This is a genomic window from Lysinibacillus zambalensis, assembly GCF_040183165.1.
GTDB classification, from domain to species: Bacteria; Bacillota; Bacilli; order Bacillales_A; family Planococcaceae; genus Lysinibacillus; species Lysinibacillus zambalensis.
On the sequence record NZ_JBEGDG010000011.1, the window covers coordinates 38,894 to 56,146 of the forward strand.

At 36.8% G+C, this 17,253-nt stretch carries 13 protein-coding genes; 1 reads left to right on the forward strand and 12 read right to left on the reverse strand.

The annotated features are described in order from the left end of the window. Positions 1-21: 21 nt before the first annotated feature. The 8 genes from ABNX05_RS15250 to ABNX05_RS15285 form a co-directional block, all read right to left on the reverse strand. A complete protein-coding gene (locus ABNX05_RS15250) occupies positions 22-1,332 on the reverse strand; it encodes an aminotransferase family protein (RefSeq protein ID WP_349660504.1) in 1,311 nt (436 codons plus the stop codon). Positions 1,333-2,146: 814 nt separating this feature from the next. Continuing rightward, entirely contained in the window at positions 2,147-3,400 is a 1,254-nt protein-coding gene (locus tag ABNX05_RS15255; RefSeq protein ID WP_349660505.1) for an ArgE/DapE family deacylase, read from the reverse strand. A 74-nt stretch (positions 3,401-3,474) separates the two neighbouring features. Beyond that, the gene (locus ABNX05_RS15260; RefSeq protein WP_349660506.1) at positions 3,475-4,863 is read right to left on the reverse strand and encodes an APC family permease; all 1,389 of its coding nucleotides are present in this window, start codon (positions 4,861-4,863) and stop codon (positions 3,475-3,477) included. A gap of 12 nt (positions 4,864-4,875) precedes the next feature. Next, a complete protein-coding gene (locus tag ABNX05_RS15265; RefSeq protein WP_349660507.1) occupies positions 4,876-6,258 on the reverse strand; it encodes an APC family permease in 1,383 nt (460 codons plus the stop codon). A gap of 366 nt (positions 6,259-6,624) precedes the next feature. After that, complete coding sequence (locus tag ABNX05_RS15270) at positions 6,625-8,256, reverse strand: amidohydrolase (protein WP_349660508.1); 1,632 nt, start codon at positions 8,254-8,256, stop codon at positions 6,625-6,627. A 157-nt stretch (positions 8,257-8,413) separates the two neighbouring features. Beyond that, positions 8,414-9,070 (reverse strand): GNAT family N-acetyltransferase, encoded by a 657-nt coding sequence (locus ABNX05_RS15275; RefSeq protein ID WP_349660509.1) that lies wholly within the window; start codon positions 9,068-9,070, stop codon positions 8,414-8,416. 565 nt (positions 9,071-9,635) lie between these two features. Then, positions 9,636-11,057, reverse strand: coding sequence for an NAD-dependent succinate-semialdehyde dehydrogenase (locus ABNX05_RS15280; protein ID WP_349660510.1), 1,422 nt, complete (start codon positions 11,055-11,057; stop codon positions 9,636-9,638). 61 nt (positions 11,058-11,118) lie between these two features. Beyond that, a complete protein-coding gene (locus ABNX05_RS15285; protein WP_349660511.1) occupies positions 11,119-12,495 on the reverse strand; it encodes an aminotransferase family protein in 1,377 nt (458 codons plus the stop codon). A gap of 209 nt (positions 12,496-12,704) precedes the next feature. Between ABNX05_RS15285 and ABNX05_RS15290 the strand changes: the two genes are divergently transcribed. Further along, the gene (locus tag ABNX05_RS15290; protein ID WP_349660512.1) at positions 12,705-13,616 is read left to right on the forward strand and encodes a LysR family transcriptional regulator; all 912 of its coding nucleotides are present in this window, start codon (positions 12,705-12,707) and stop codon (positions 13,614-13,616) included. Positions 13,617-13,873: 257 nt separating this feature from the next. On the opposite strand, the gene ABNX05_RS15295 is transcribed toward ABNX05_RS15290, so the two are convergent. From ABNX05_RS15295 to ABNX05_RS15310, 4 genes are all read right to left on the reverse strand, one after another. Continuing rightward, a complete protein-coding gene (locus ABNX05_RS15295; protein WP_349660601.1) occupies positions 13,874-13,933 on the reverse strand; it encodes a hypothetical protein in 60 nt (19 codons plus the stop codon). 211 nt (positions 13,934-14,144) lie between these two features. Then, complete coding sequence (locus ABNX05_RS15300) at positions 14,145-14,936, reverse strand: putative hydro-lyase (RefSeq protein ID WP_349660602.1); 792 nt, start codon at positions 14,934-14,936, stop codon at positions 14,145-14,147. Positions 14,937-15,005: 69 nt separating this feature from the next. Next, positions 15,006-16,259: an NRAMP family divalent metal transporter gene (locus tag ABNX05_RS15305; protein WP_349660513.1), complete on the reverse strand. Its 1,254-nt coding sequence runs from the start codon at positions 16,257-16,259 to the stop codon at positions 15,006-15,008. Between the two features lie 4 nt (positions 16,260-16,263). Further along, a complete protein-coding gene (locus tag ABNX05_RS15310; protein ID WP_349660514.1) occupies positions 16,264-17,028 on the reverse strand; it encodes a LamB/YcsF family protein in 765 nt (254 codons plus the stop codon). Positions 17,029-17,253: the final 225 nt, after the last annotated feature.

The window sequence follows — 17,253 nt, forward strand, 5'->3', positions numbered from 1 at the left end:
ATAATTACCTCACCTTTCGTATTACAACTTATTTGCCAATACCTGATTCTCTACTTCTTGAATCGCTTGTTCTAGAATATCTAATAAATCTCTTAACTCCTTTTGGCTTATTGATAATGGTGGTGAAAATACAACAATATCTTGAGCTTCTAGTACAACAGAGCGACATATTAATCCCAACTTTGCTGCCTCTGTCACTATTTGCGGAGCGAGGAGTCTTCCATCATAAGAGATTTCTATACCTGCCATTAAACCTAAACCTCTTGCATCTACAATAAATGGGTACTTCGCTTGTAATACTTTTAACCCTGCTAATAGCTCTTGACCACGAATTTCTGAATTTGCTACTAAATTATCTTTCTCTATAATTTCAATGTTTTTCAACCCAACTGCACAGGCCATTGGATGACCACTATAAGTGTATCCATGCAATATAGTTCCTTCTGATAACTCAGAAAATTCTTGGCGTATTTTCTCTGAGATCATTACACCACCTAATTGTGCATATCCACTAGTAACACCTTTTGCAAAGCACATCATATCCGGTACCACATTAAAATGTTCCATTGCAAAGAACTTACCCGTCCTACCAAATCCTGTGATAACTTCATCTGTTATCATCAAAATACCGTACTCATTGCAAATTTCACGAATTTCTTTGAAATAATTATCCGGTGCAACATGCACCCCCCCTGCACCTTGTACTGGCTCGGTGATGAAAGCAGCTATTGTTTCTGGACCTTCAGTTTCAATCAAATCACGTAAAGCCCGTATGGAGAAATGATCTACGAATAGAAAATCCGGTGCATTTGAATTTGTAAAATCACGAAATCCTTTTAAACCCGTCGCACTTGTAGCACCGATTGCCACCCCGTGATAAGATTTCGATCTTGAGATAATTTTTTTTCGAGAAATTTCCCCTTTTAATATCCAATAATGACGAGCTAATTTATAGGCGCTATCATTGGATTCGGAACCACCGGACGTAAAAAATGTAGTATTTAAATCACCAGGTGCTAATTCTGCTAACTTTTTTGCTAATAGAATAGCAGGCTCATTACTAAACGTTGCAAAACAAGAACTGAAGGCTAATTTATCCATTTGTTCCTTCGCTACTTCACCAAGTTCTGTTCTACCATGTCCGATATTCACATTCCAAAGTGAAGACATACCATCAATAACTTTTTTACCTGTAATATCATACAGATAAACACCTTTTCCTTCTGTAAAAATAAATGCCGGTCCATTTTCAGTCTTTACTGGTGAAGTAGGGTGTAGAAAATGCTTTTGGTCTAACACTTTAAGTTCTTCAACAGAATAATCTCTTTTCATAAAAATACATCCTCCCTTTTACATGTTTTTAAACAATACACTCACAATTAATAAACAATAAGCTTGCCAACTACTAAAATGTGATTTACTTACATCTCGGAAATTAATTGTTCTAATTTTCAATTAACTTTGAACATAGGAATTGTTTCATCAGTTTAATTGTTAAGAGAGATTTGTTTTATCAAATGGTTTTCCACACTAAGAATTTCCTGATTAAAAGATTTTTTAGTGTACAAAAAATCCTCACTTATTCGTTTGGTTGTACTAGCAGTGCTAGGCTGATTATTCATAAGTGCCTCTTCTCAATATTTATTAAATGGTTTTCGATCGCCTTGTACGATCAATTACGCCTTGGAGTAATTGCGTCCGGATTTTGAATTGTTCCAGCACAATTCATACCTTTGAAAATCCGTGACTTCCGCTGGAGGCTTTAGGCCAACACGATGTTGGTCACTCAGTCGTTGCCACAGGACGTGGCGTTCTTAGACTGAGTTCCTCTATTTCAGTAGGTGTTTGGACACCCACTGAAAAGGTACCAAAATCGCATTCATTCTCCACATATAGAGGTGGGAGTTTTCTGCTGAATAAAGATAAATAGTCATGCGATTCAAAAGACGACATTTATAGAAGTTGCAAAGATTGTTGCATTTCTTGTGTCATTTTTAATGCTAGATTTTGTTTTAAATCTAATACCAATTTCATTAACCCTACTCCCATTTTCCATAACATTCCTAATCATTCAGTTACCCAAGCTAGAAGCATTATGAGAAACACAATATTAGTTTGAAAGGGTATTCCCAAAAGTTAACGATGATTAACTCTCGCTCCACTTAATAATATAATTTGCCAAAACATTAGTTACTTCTACTACGCTATCTAAATGAACACATTCATCTGGTCCATGCATATTTTCTCCAATTGGCCCAAAGCACAATCCTTGATTTCCATAATACTGAGTAAATCGTGCATCATTTCCTCCAGCTCTTCCAACCATTATTATTTTATGTCCCATAACATCTTCTGCATTTTCGATGAATAATTTTACAAAAGGGTTCTCAGGATCTTGGTACCATGGCTCCGTTGACCATCCAAACCATTCTATTACAGGTGGATTTTTATCCATCCACTCATCTCCTAAGACAGATTTCATAATCGTGTCTTGTACTAGTTGCTTAATTTCTTCGCGAGTTTCCCCTGGGATAAAACCAATTCTTCCTTCGAGGATCGCTTCTCCTGGAACCGTCGATACCCAGTCACCAGCCTTTAGTACACCTAAGTTTAAGTGAACGGACTGTCCAGACCCCTTTTCAAATAAATCAAACTTAACATTTTTCGCACGCCATTCACTTAATTCTTCCAGCGCACTAAGGATTTTCATCATTTTTGAAATAGCATTTATGCCTTCATGCGCTAAACCAGCATGCGCTGTTCTTCCCTTTACGTACACTCGGAAATACATAATCCCCCCATGACTTATTGTCATATTCAAATTATGTGGCTCTGTCGAAATGTACCCATCTGTTACGAAGCCTTCTTCCAAACATGCTAAAGCTCCGCCTCCACCACCAGCTTCTTCTTCTATTACTGAATGTAGCTGAACATCTCCAGCAATTGGATAACCCAAATCAATTAATGTTTTCAATGCGAACCAATTTGAAATAAGTCCTGCTTTCATGTCGGCGGAGCCTCGACCGTATAACTTATTTCCAATAATATCTCCACTCCATGGGTCCATCGTCCAGTTTGAATATGGTTCTGGAGAAACAACATCTACATGCCCATGAATCGTTAATGACTTACCATCGGAGACACCTTTATGTATTCCGATAATATTTTTTCGGTCTTCAAACGGAATACCTGAATCAATAAACGCTTCATGAGCTGAAACCTTCTCATATTTTGGTTCAATCTCATGCAAAATCAAGTTAAGTTCTTCATATTTTTTTTTCATGTATAATTGCATCTCTTGTTCATTACCAACAACGCTTTTTATACGTACGACATCTTGAATTGTTTTAAATAATTCTTCTTTATTTTCTTCTATATACAGTCGAATTTTTTCTTTCAAAGCAATCACTCCTTTATTTACTTCTTGTGTCATTAAAAAGAGGAAGATTTAAGAGATTCTCATCCTCTAAATAGTTAATTCAAGACTTTAATCTTATCTTCATTAAAAATCTCTTTATCTAATGACTCCAAGTCATCAATAGAGTCCATGCTTCCAAGTTCTTTTTTAAAGAATCTTGTTATAAACAGCATGTAAATGATTCCGATTATAAGCCAAACGATTCCACCTATAAATGCATCAACGTGTAAATGATACCAAAGAACTCCGGTAGCTAATGCTCCGAAAGTTGGCATAATTAAGTACTTAAAGGTTTCACTGCCTGATCTCCTTTTCTGACGAATATAGAAATGAACAATAACAGATAGGTTAACGAATGTGAATGCAATTAATGCCCCAAAGTTAATGACTGAAGCAATTAATTCTAAATTTGGTCCTATTGCAAATAATGATACAATTCCCGTCAAAACAATCGTAAAAACAGGCGTTCTAAATTTAGGGTGTAAGTATCCGAAAGTTTTTTTAGGTAGTACACCATTTCTGCCCATAACAAACAGCAAACGAGAAGCACTTGCATGAGATGCAAGTCCTGAAGCTACAGTAGCAGCGAAAGCTCCTGCAATGAAAAGCAGTTGGAATAACTTCCCTCCTACATATAGACCAATTTCCGGCAATGTATCATCTACATTTTCAAACACAGAAACATCAGGGAATAATGCTTGTGTAAAATAAGAAGCAATAAAGAAAATACCCCCACCGATTAAAACAGTTAGAAGGATTGCACTAGGAACTGTTGATGTATCCTTTGCTTCTTCCGTATACATTGTTATTGCGTCGAAACCGATAAACGAGAAAGCTACTACTGTTGCCCCAGTTAAAACGGCTATTAATTTCACATTTTCATGTGATAGTGGATGAATCGTGAATAAAGTACCATTTCCCATACCGTGATAAAGTTGTACAGAAGCAAGTAATATGAATATACCTATTAAACAAATCGTGAAAACAACGAGTATAAAGTTTAAGCTGGATGTTGATTCCATACTATAAGCATTAATTGCAGTAACTACAATGACATAAGCAAAAACCCAAATCCAAACAGGTACATTCGGAAACAGAGATTCCATATATATTCGAATAATTAATGCATTAACTAAAGGTAATAATAAATAATCTAATAACGATGCCCATCCTACGAGGAATCCTAGGTGAGACCCCATTGTTTCCCGGGTGTATGTATATGCTGAACCAGCAGCCGGGAATACCTGTACCATCTTTCCATAACTAATCGCTGTCAATACCATTACTAACAAGGCGACAAAATACGCCATTGGTACTACACCATTTGTTAATTTTGATACAATTCCAAACGTATCAAAGACCACTGTAGGCGTCATATATCCTAATCCCAGTGCAACAATTGACCAAACACCTAATGACCTTTTGAGCGTAGTGTTATCTGTCATTCATCCATCCCCTTACATATTTTTAGCTGCTTCATTAAACTGCGACGAATCAATCTCATCTGTTTTGAGCACTGGTGGTTTATACTTAAGACCTTTTGTCATAAATAATAAATAAATAACACCAATTCCTAACCAAACACTACCAAGAGCAATCGAGTAAACATCTAGGTTGAAAAGCAAAGAAGTTGTAAGTACTGCTCCGATTAATGGAAAAATCAGATAGAAGATAATCCCCTTTAAGGAGCGTTCTTTTCGCTTACCGTAATATAAAAAAATAACGGATAGATTCACAGCAGTAAATGCAAGTAAGGCGCCAAAGTTAATGAAAGACGCGACAAAGGTTAGACTTAAAAACAATGCAGATAATGATAAAAAACCAATTAATAAAATGTTGTTAGCCGGGGTTCTCGTTCTTTTATTTAGTTTTCCAAAAAAATTTTTAGGTAATTGTCCATCTCTTCCCATTGCGTATAATACACGTGCAGCACTTGCTTGAGATGCGGACGCGGAACCAAATACAACCACTGCAGTTTTTGCTAGGAATGCTGCTTGTAAGGCATTCCCGCCTACTAGGAAAACAATTTCATAGGAAGCAGAATCAGCATCTTTAAAACTCGTATAATCTGGCCAAACATTATGTGCAAAATAAGATACGACTACAAAACATAATCCCCCAATTATAGTTACTAAAGATATTGCACGCGGTATGTTTTTCTCCGGATTTTTTACTTCTTCTGAAAAAGTAGAAACTGCATCAAAACCGAGGAAAGAGAAACATAATAGTGCAGCACCAGCAACTATATACTTAAATGACTCCTCAGTATTAATAAAGGGATCAAGATTAAATAAAATGCCAGTCCCGGTTCCAGTTACTATTGATTTAACTGATAAGATGCAAAAGACAATTATAAATAATGCTGATAAGCCTATTACAATCATGTTGATATTTGCGCTTAACTTTACACCTCTAACATTTACAAACGTCACAAGAACTATTAATGTAAATATCCAAACATACTGTGGAACTTCAGGTATAGCAGCTGAGAAGAAAATACCAAATAGTAAAAAGTTAACCATTGGGATCAAGAGATAATCCATTAAAATTGCCCATCCCACTAAGAAACCAACATGAGAATTAATCGCTTTTTGCGCGTAGGTATAGGCAGATCCCGCAATGGGGTACGCTTTTGCCATTTGACCATAACTATGAGCCGTAAACATCATCACAATTAATGCAATTACATACGATCCAGCGACCATACCATGAGATATTTTAGAGGCTATACCGTATGTGCTAAACACTGTAGTTAAAGCCATAAAGGCCATCCCAGTAACAACAAGAGACGTTAAAGAAAGCGATCTAGACAAATTAACTGGATGTTTTATTTTTTTCACTCCTCGAATAGTAATTAAAAAATCTTCCTAGTAAAATGATCAATTAACTAAAATAGTAGGATAGTAGACTGATTCACTATAAATTTCGCCTTGGCGTAATTGCCGCTGACGCTTCGCTTTCGCGCAGATAAACAATGCGTCCGGATTTTGAATTGTGCCCGCACAATTCAAAATCCGTGACATCCGCCGGAGGCTTTGGGCCAACAAATGTTTTTTGCGCGAAAGCGTAGTGCTAACGTAGCGTCAGCAGCATGATGTTGGTCACTCAGTTGTTGCCACAGGACGTGGCGTTCTTAGACTGAGTTCCTCTATTTCAGTAGGTGTTTGGACACCCACTGAAAAGGAACCAAAACCGCATTCATCTCACTACCTGTAGAGGTGGGAGTTTTCTGCTGAATGAAGATAAACAACTTCACCATCCATAATTGTTAACAAAACTTTCGTTTGCAGAATTTCTTTATTTTCTACTTCAAAGAGGTTTTTATCTAGTACAATAATATCTGCTAATTTTCCAACTTCTAATGTACCCAAATCTTTTTCTCTGAATGTGCTGTATGCTGAACCTTTTGTATACGCTTTCAACGCTTCTGCGAGTGTTATCTGCTCTTGACTATTCCACTCATAATCACCAGTAAAGTCTAATCTCGTAATCGCATGGAAAATTTCTTTAAAAGGATCTAATGTTGTTATTGGATAGTCTGTACCAAAAGCAATATACTCGACTACGTCATATAACGTTTTACATAAATACGTATAAGGATCTTTTTCTTTACCGACACGCAATGTATGACTTTCTTTCGGCATCAATGCTAGATGAGAAGGCTGTACAGATGGAACAACCCCCAATTCTTTAAATCTCTTAATATCTGTCGGATGAATCACTTCAATATGCTCTAGCGCATGTCGTGAATCTCTCACACCATTATCCATCCTTGCTGCTTCAAATATATCTAGAGCAAGCCTTACTGCTCCATCACCAATTGTATGGAAGCGAATTTGAAATCCTTCTTTGTCGGCTTTTGTCACCCAGTTTTTGATCGTTTCTACAGGAAAAGCAGTACTCCCTCGTGTTATAGGTTTGTCTAAGTAAGGATCTAACATGTATGCGGTATGTCCAGTTACAACGCCATCAATAAACTGCTTAAGTCCTGCAAGCTGTAATTTTTCGGAATTGTACTTTTCACGCAAGCTTATTGCTCTATCTATATCATCATTTAACTCAGGGTAAAGATGAATTCGAGTCGTAAGTTTTCCAGCTTCATCATATGCCTTATACATATCGAAACTATTTAACTTATCAAAACTACTTGCAAACAAATCATTTACTGATGTAATGCCTAATTGAGCTGATTTTTTTAAGAACTCTTCAAACAATTCTTCTTTCCGTTTATCCGGAAATGCGAGAGCAATATCCACAACCAAATTCATTGCTGTTTCAAAAAGAATTCCTGTGATTTCATTATTTTCATCTTTTTGGATCGTACCATTAGGAGGGTCTTCAGTTTCATTTGTAACCTTAGCATTTTCAAGTGCAAAACTATTAACCCACAAATAATGACCTTCTGCGTGGAAAAGAATAATCGGGCGATTAGGAACTACTTTGTCTAAAGAAAAACGTGTCGGCAAGCATTTCTCTGCCCAATTTGTATGATCCCATCCATAGCCTATAATCCACTCATCAGCATGAACGTTTTCCGAGAATTGCTTTACTAAACTAGCAACTTCTTCTTCCGAATAAGCATCCGATAAATTGATACTTGCATGCGAGAAAAGACTACCAAACATGAGATGAAGGTGCGCATCATGAAATCCTGGCATAATGAGTTGGTTGCCATAATGATATTCCTTCGTGTCTAAACCTATAAATGGTTTTATTTCCTCCATCGAACCTACCGCAATGATTTTGTTACCTTTAATCGCAATAGCAGCTGGCTTTGCTTCATTTTCTAAACCTGTAAATACTGCTTCACTCGAAATAACTTTATCAGCGATAACCATATATAACTCCTCTCTTTACCTAAGATTTACTTCTAATGGAACTCTTATAACAATCAATTGAAAGCGCTTACATAACTAAAGAAGTTAAATAATCGCAATAAACAATGGCCATCCACTGTTCGCCTATTAAAATAGGCGAACATAACGGACAAAAGACTCATACTAATTTAAGCTTGTAAACTGGATTTTTCCATTCCAAAAGCGTTGCATATTCTAATGACTCAACATCCCCAGGTAAATAGCCTGGCATTACTTTATTTAATACGTATCCGTTTTTCAATTGGAATGTTAATACAGGATCATATATTTTCCCTTTCATTACCTCTAGTACATACTCATCTGCACTCATCTGCTCAGCATATTTATAGTAAAAAGGTATACGACCACCTACTAAGATATTTTCTAAGTTAAGTTTCTCACATATTCTTTTTCGGCCATCGTACAAATGACGTCCCAATTGTAACCCTCTAAAATCTTCGTGTACTCCAATTTCAATACCATATAGATTTCTACCATTAGGGTTATGATTTCGAATAAATCCTAAATCACAGATTTGAAAATATGAGTGACTATCTCCGTAATCTTCAAAATTTACAATTAGACTTAAAGCGGTTCCTACAATTTTACCGTTATATTCTAAACAAATTTGACCTTCTGGAAACAACTCAATCTGACTTTCAAAATGCTCATATTTTAATGCCATATCAGGTCCAAAACACTTCATAGAAAGTGAGGCGACTTCAGCAAGATCCTCTTTTAAAATATTGCGGACAACTATTTCTTGTCCATTATTTTTTAAATTTACTTGAGACATAATAAATCCTCCCTCTTATTTTATTGAAATTAAATTAAAGTTTCAGGTGTGTTGATTAACTAATTTTATCTAATTCTAATGAAGGAAAAGGTTGATTTCCGCTACGGGATACTCGCTTTCCTGCGGGCGAGCGTCGAGTAGCCCTTCTCTACAATCTATAAAATTGGAATTATTTATACGGTAAATTTTATTAGGAAGCTGAGGAATAAGGGTGAAATTATTCAATAAACCCCTAATCAACACGCCTGTTAAAGTTCATTACTTTATTAATTGTGTAGATTTAATCACATCCTTTATAAACTAAGTATGAGGAAAGTAATCTTTGGCAGAATGCAGAAAAGTCTACCACAATATGCACTTGATTTAATGTAAATCTTATGCCATGTAAGCACATGGAACGAAAGGGGCGACTCCTTGGGGATTAGCGAACAACTTGAGACCCCACAGGAGCGTTAGCGACGAGGAGACTCCAGGTTCGCCCCCAGGAAAGCGTCCGCCTGTAGTGGAATGTGCTGTCAAGTACACACTTTGATATAGAGCCCCTAGATTAGTAACAATTTTTTAATTACTTTATAAAGATCGATACAAACTTCTTCTCCAAGTACTCCTCAAGTCCGTACCAACCGCCTTCCTTCCCCATTCCGCTTTCCTTCATACCACCAAACGGAGCTTGTATAACCACTGGAGCTGGATCATTAATACCAACAATCCCGAACTCTAAAGCACGCATCATTCGTAAGCCTCGACCAATGTCTCGCGTATAACAATAAGCTGCAAGACCATATTCAGGATGATTTGCTCTTTCAACTACCTCTTCTTCCGTCTTAAATGTATAAATTGGTGCAACTGGTCCAAATGTTTCTTCTGTTGTAATCTTCATATTATCGCTTGCATATTGAATAACTGTCGGCTCAAAGAAGTAACCGCTTCCATTATTTAATGTAAATACATTACCACCCGCTATTACTTTACCATCATGTTTCACAGCGTCTTCAACTTGACTTTTCACTTTTTCAAGAGCCGCTTTATTAATTACTGGACCGATATTTACGCCATCTTCTAAACCATTTCCTACAACTAATTTAGATACCTTTTCAGCTAACTTTCCTGAGAATTCATCAGCTACAGTTTCTGCTACGTAAATCCGGTTGGTGCTGATGCAAGTTTGACCTGCGTTAATAAACTTAGACACTAAGATACCATTAACTGCTGCGTCAATATCAGCATCCTCAAACACAATATACGGTGCGTGTCCACCAAGCTCCATTGATATTTTCTTCACTGTATCAGACGAATCACGGATAAGTTTTTTCCCCACACGCGTCGAGCCAGTAAATGTGATTTTACGAACGTCTGGGTTACTCGTCATCTCGTTCCCAATTTCTTCAGCTGGGCCAATTACCAGGTTTGCAACTCCAGCCGGTAGTCCAACTTCATGAAAGCATTCGAATACTTTTATCGCCGAAAGAGGAGTTAAGTCAGCCGGTTTTAAAACAATCGTACAACCTGCAGCAAGTGCAGGTGCAATTTTTCTTGTAATCATCGATAACGGGAAATTCCATGGTGTAATAGCTGCACATACCCCAACAGGTTCCCGAATCACCATTAAGTGTTTTTCAGCTGCAGATGCAGGAATTGTTTCCCCATAAATTCTCTTAGCTTCCTCTGCATACCATTCTAGATAGCCGATCGCACCTGCTACTTCACGAGTAGCATCTGGTAAAGGCTTACCATTTTCAAGCGTAATCGTTTCAGCTAATTCTTTTGTTTTTTCTTTCATCAATTGAACCACTTGAAACAAGTAGTTGCTGCGCTCATTTCCAGTTGTCTTACCCCAGAATTCAAATGCTCTCTTCGCACTTTCGATTGCTTCTTTAGTTTCAGTTTTACCACCTGTAGCAACAGATCGAATTATTTCTCCTGTCGCAGGATTTGTTACATCTAATTTATTTCCTGTATCTCGCCATTCACCATTTATATAAAGCACTAGAGAACCTCCCCTTTTTTAACTATAACCACCACTACTCAACTTACTTTATAGGAATAGTTTAGTTGCGTGTATTCTTAAAAGCAGTAATCGAATCGTCTATAATTTGAATCATTTTTTCAATTTCTTCTTTGTTAATAATAAGCGGTGGCGCAATTGCCACAATTTGGTTATATACTCCAAGCGCTCTTACTATTAATTGGCGATTAAAACATGCGTCAACTACCGCATTTGCTGGGAAAACAGTTGGATCAAACAATTTTCCACTTGTTGGATCTTCATAAAGTTCAAATGCAGCCAACAGACCAATTACTCTGCAATTTGTTACAATACTATGTTTTTCAGCTAAGTAATCTAAACCTTTTTTAAGTTCTTTCTCCATTTCGTTTACGTGGTCAATAATATTATCACGCTCTAGTATTTCAATGTTTTTCAGTCCAATCGCACAAGCAGTCGGATGGCCACTATATGTGAAACCATGTGGGATAACAGCATCGAATTTAGCAATTGTTTCTCTAATTTCATCATTCATCATGACACCGCCAAGTTGCGAATAACCACTCGTAATTCCTTTTGCAATTGACATCATATCAGGGACAACATTCCAGTTGTTTATACCAAACATTTTCCCCGTACGACCAAATCCACAAATAACTTCATCTGCCATGAAAAGGATATTGTGCTCGTCACAGATTTTACGAACTGCTTCTAAGTAACCTTCTGGTGGAATATTAACTCCGCCCGCTCCTTGCACAGGTTCAATAATAATTCCTGCAATCGTCTCCGCACCTTCTCTTTCAATTGTTCCACGGATAGAATCTGCATAGTTCGGGTCACTTTTATCACCTAACTCGCTGTTTAATAGGTGGGCTGTTGCACGAACAACTCCATCTATATTTGATGATGCGAACTTGTGGTATGCTGCAAGACCAGTAGCTGTTTGCGCTCCTATTGTTACACCGTGATAAGCATTCGTTAGCGCAATAATCTTTCTTTTTTCTGATTTCCCTTTAAGCTCCCAGTAGAAACGAGCTAATTTAATTGCTGTATCATTTGATTCTGACCCACCAGAAGTGTAGAATACACTATTTAAATCTCCTGGTGCTAACTCAGCTAATTTTTCAGCAAGTAGAATGGATGGTTCATTTGAGAATCCTTTAAATGATGATGCATACGCGAGGGTAGATAATTGACTATTACCAGCATCTGCAAGTTCTTGATTCCCATGTCCTAAGTTCACGTTCCAAAGCATTGACATCCCGTCGATGTATTCCACATCATCTGTACTTGTAACTGTAACGCCTTTACCTTTAACAAAGATAATAGGTGGTCCATTGTCAATTAGAGCCTTCGGATTTGTAGCTGGATGTAGTAAGTGCTTTTTGTCCAGTTTAGCTAACTCTACAGTTTTTGATTGTTGAGTAATTTTAGTTGTCATTGATAAAACCTCCATTTATAAATTAATAATTTGCGATTGGATAGACACACTCTGCTATCAACTAACTTCAAACTGAAATACAATCCAGAACCATTTTTTAACTATTCTTAATTATGAAAATATTATATCTTTACATTTTTATAATGTAAATTATAATATTTATATGACTTCCATATATTTTATGAATACTAAAAGGAGGAGTTATCAAAATGAACCTTCATCGTTTACATTGTTTTATTACAGTAGTTGAGGAAGGTAGCATTACAAAAGCTGCTACTGCACTGCAAATGACTCAACCTCCCTTAAGTATTTTAATTAGAAAATTTGAACAAGAATTAAATGTCACTTTGTTTAATCGTTTAGGTAGATCTCTTGAGTTAACACCAAGTGGCGTATTTTTATATGAAAAAGGAAAAGAATTACTTGATTTATCTGAGAATACGGAGAAGAAATTAATCGAGTTTCATGAAGGAATTAGAGGTACTGTGAAATTGGGTTGTACTACTTCAGCAAATCTATTTATTTTGCCAAATGTCTTTAAAAAAATTCAAAAGGAAACTCCTAACATAGTTACACATGTTCGCGAAGGTAATACATCATATATTTTAGAGGAACTAAGAAGTCATAAAATAGATATTGGAATTGTCCGAACTTCCGTGAGAGCGGAGGACATCCATACTTCAACACTACTAACAGAACCTTTACTTTTAGCTCTTCCACCCAACCATCATCTATGTGAAAAAGATTCTATTGATATTGCAGACTTGAGAAACGAACGATTTCTTTTAAATACAACATCTTATGGATCAGGTGTTGCTGATGATGTGATCGAGGCATGCCAAAAAAGTGGATTTACGCCTAATGTCGTTTACTGGGGGACAGAAACATTACCAACACTTATGATGGTAATGAAAGGCGCAGGAATTTGTTTTGTACCTAGCTGTTTCAAGCTACTTAATTCTCCTGATTTACCGGTACTTAGACCACTAGCAAATCCAGTGTTACAAACAAAACTTAATATAATTACACTTAAGGATCGTTACATGACATCAATTTCCAAACGATTTCTTGCGATTACCGAAGAGGTTGCAGAGAAAATGACAAGCATTTTCAATGATTAATGTGCTTTAAGTAATGGCGTTCAAGTCGAAACATTTGATATATAATGCATAATAAGTAAAAATAAGCACTCTCACTTTAACATCAGTTAAGGTAAGAGTGCTTTAACTTACCACCTGCTAAAGCAGGTGGGTTTTGTCATGAATGTCCACGACTAAAGTCTTTTTTATCTAAAGCTGAAGCCCTTCTCAAAGCTCTTGTGCTCAAGCACACTGAATATGGACTAAACCCATTCTTCAATACAAAAATCATCATTTTTTTATTTAATCCAATGGAAAAAACTTTCAATCGACCAACGAGATTTATACATGTTGGCAATATCTTAAGCAATGATTTCTATTAAACTTGTCACGACCCGTATTTCTTTCCCCTCAAGATCCATGAATTGAACGACACCCTGCCGCTTTTGAAAAAAATTCAAGCTAGTGAAACTTTACTAATCGTAAAATTTCGCCAGCTTTTTAGATTTCAGAAATTGGTTTTGTCCATCCTCTTGACGCTTACTATAAATAGATGTCCTCGAATATACTTTAAAGTATGCTCAAGCTTGTTTCCTTTATATCAGTGATTAGCATATGACCCGGTGCATGAGTAATGATAATAGAAGGTTTACTTTCCATTGCTACTGCCTGAGGGGTTACGCCACAAGCCCAAAATACGGGTATTTCCCCTGGCTTAATGGATACGGCATCACCGAAATCTGGTTTTGAAATATCCGTAATACCGATTTGTTCTGGACTACCAATATGAATTGGTGCACCGTGTACATTTGGAAAGCGCGAAGTAATTTGAATTGCACGAATCGCATCCTCTGGTGTCTTTGGACGCATACTGACAACAGTTGGTCCTTCAAACATACCTGCTTTTTCACACGCGATATTTGTTTTATACATTGGCACATTACAGTTTTCTTGAATATGTCTTATTGGAATACCTGCTTCAAGAAGAGGTGTTTCAAATGTAAAGCTACACCCTATTAAAAAACCTACCATATCCTCTTCCCAATAATCTGTAATATCTAATACTTCTTCAGTTAAAATACCATCCCGATAAATACGATATTTCGGAATATCCTTGCGAATATCTGCATTTTTAGCAATTTTTGAAGGGTTAAATGATCCAGGTTCTGTCACGTCTAATAATGGGCATGGCTTTGGGTTTCGCTGACAAAATAGTAGAAAGTCAAAGGCATGCTCCTTCTTCAAAATCACTAAGTTTGCTTGTGTAAATCCAATCGCCATGCCAGAAGTTGGTCCAGAAATTTCTTGATTGCGAATAAGTTTACGGATTTCATTCGGCTCTAAAGCACTATATTTTATCATCATCAATTCACTCCTTATAAAATAACCATCCATGAAAAGATGCACATGGATGGATGGTTGGTTGTTAGATTAACTAAAAATTTTAGGGATTTCTTCAATTAATGTATTAATGCTGAGATATCCCATAAGTACAACTACAATTGCTCCAGTTACAGTTAACCAACGTGGATGCTTATATGTACCAACAATTTCTTTTTTGTGTGTAGCAACTAATATAATGCCAAGTGCTAATGGTAAAACCAGTGCATTTAATGCACCTACTAAAATTAACACATTAACAGGCTTTCCAACCAAGGTAAAAGTTGTTGTTGAAATGACGATAAATGCTATAATCACCCAATTATGATGTTTCTCAATGTTAGGGTGGAATGAACGAATAAATGAAACGGATGTATAAGCTGCACCTACAACAGAAGTAATCGCTGCAGCCCACATAATCATACCAAACATACGATATCCAATATTACCCGCAGCTAGTTGGAAAACAGATGCAGGTGGATTGGCAGGATCAATAACTAAACCTTTTGAAACAACACCAAGAACTGCTAAAAATAAAGCAACACGCATTACGCCAGTAATCAATATCCCTGTCACAGAGCTTTTTGTTACTTCTGGCAAGGATTCTTGTCCTTTGATGCCAGCGTCCAAAAGGCGGTGACCACCAGCAAAAGTAATATAACCACCAACTGATCCACCAACCAAAGTTACAATCGCAAACCAGCTAATTTCTTTAGGCCAAACGGTGTTCACAATCGCTTCTCCTACAGGTGGTGAAGTTTTAAAAGCAACGAACAGCATGAGTAAAATCATAACACCACCAGCAATTTGCGCAACCTTGTCCATTGCCTTCCCTGCTTCTTTATAGATAAATATAAAAATAGCAAAAAGGGCACTTACAATGGCACCCATAGCTGGATCTACGCCAAGCATTGCATTTAACCCTAATCCAGCTCCAGCAACGTTCCCAATATTGAATGCTAAACCACCTATAACAATCATAATTGCAAGGAGAACACCTAATCCTGGTAACACCTTATTGGCAATTTCTTGCCCTCGTAAACCGGAAACAGCAATGATTCGCCAAACGTTTACCTGTGCGACAATATCTAGAATTAATGAAATTAAAATTACAAATCCAAAGCTAGCCGCTAATTGCTGTGTAAATACTGTCGTTTGTGTTAAAAAACCTGGTCCGATAGATGAGGTAGCCATTAAAAAGGCAGCTCCTATTAACACACTTTTACTTGCAGTTTTCTTAACAAATTTACCTTTTTTCGCTTGCTCGATTCCCGCTTCACTAACTTCCGATTTTTTTGCTACCATTGGCTTACCCCTCCTTGATTGCACATACTGATACTTGATGTTCTGCTAATCTTGAATGAATATATTCTGCAAATTGTACAGCATGTTCCCCATCCCCATGAATACAAATAGTATTTGCCTGTAATGGGACATCGATTTGCTGTTGTGACAGCACAATTCCCTCTTTCACCATTCTCACGACTTGATTCACAGCTTGTTCCTTATCGGTAATCAATGCATCAGGTTGTTTACGAGATGTTAAAGAACCATCCTTCTGATAGGTACGATCTGCAAACACTTCATGGGCTGTTTGAAGCCCTACTTTTTCTCCGGCTTTTGTTAATTCACTACCAGAGAGACCGAATAACACAAGTGAAGGTGAAATATCATAAATGGCTTGTGCGATTGCCTCAGCAATTGCTGGATCTTTAGCAGCCATATTATAAAGTGCACCATGTGGCTTAACATGCTGCATAGTTTCATTGTAAGTCGTTAGAAAACCTTGCAATGCTCCAACTTGATAAATAACCATATCATAGGCTTCCTGTGGTGTGATGTTCATCTCACGTCGTCCAAAGCCATTTAAATCCGGTAATCCTGGATGTGCCCCGATTTTCACACCATTAGCAATGGCTAGCTTAACTGTCTCTCGCATGACTGTTGGATCTCCAGCATGGAATCCACAAGCAATATTAGCAGAGGTTACATATTTTAAGATTTCTTCTTGCTCTCCAAGTCGATAACGACCAAAACTTTCCCCTAAATCACAGTTTAAATCAACTCGAAACATCTTCTTCCCCCATTTTCTTCCCACTAAAATAGTTACACTGAATACGTTTACAAACATTTGTACCGATATTCGGAACTTAAGTTTTGAAATTTTAAAAAATCTTAACATATTTTATTGTTACTGAAAAGTATGAATTTAAAATTTTGAGAAATAATTTTTTTTTTGAAATTTTCATTTAAATTAAACTTGTTTTCGTTTATTGTTTAAATATAATATTAATAATCC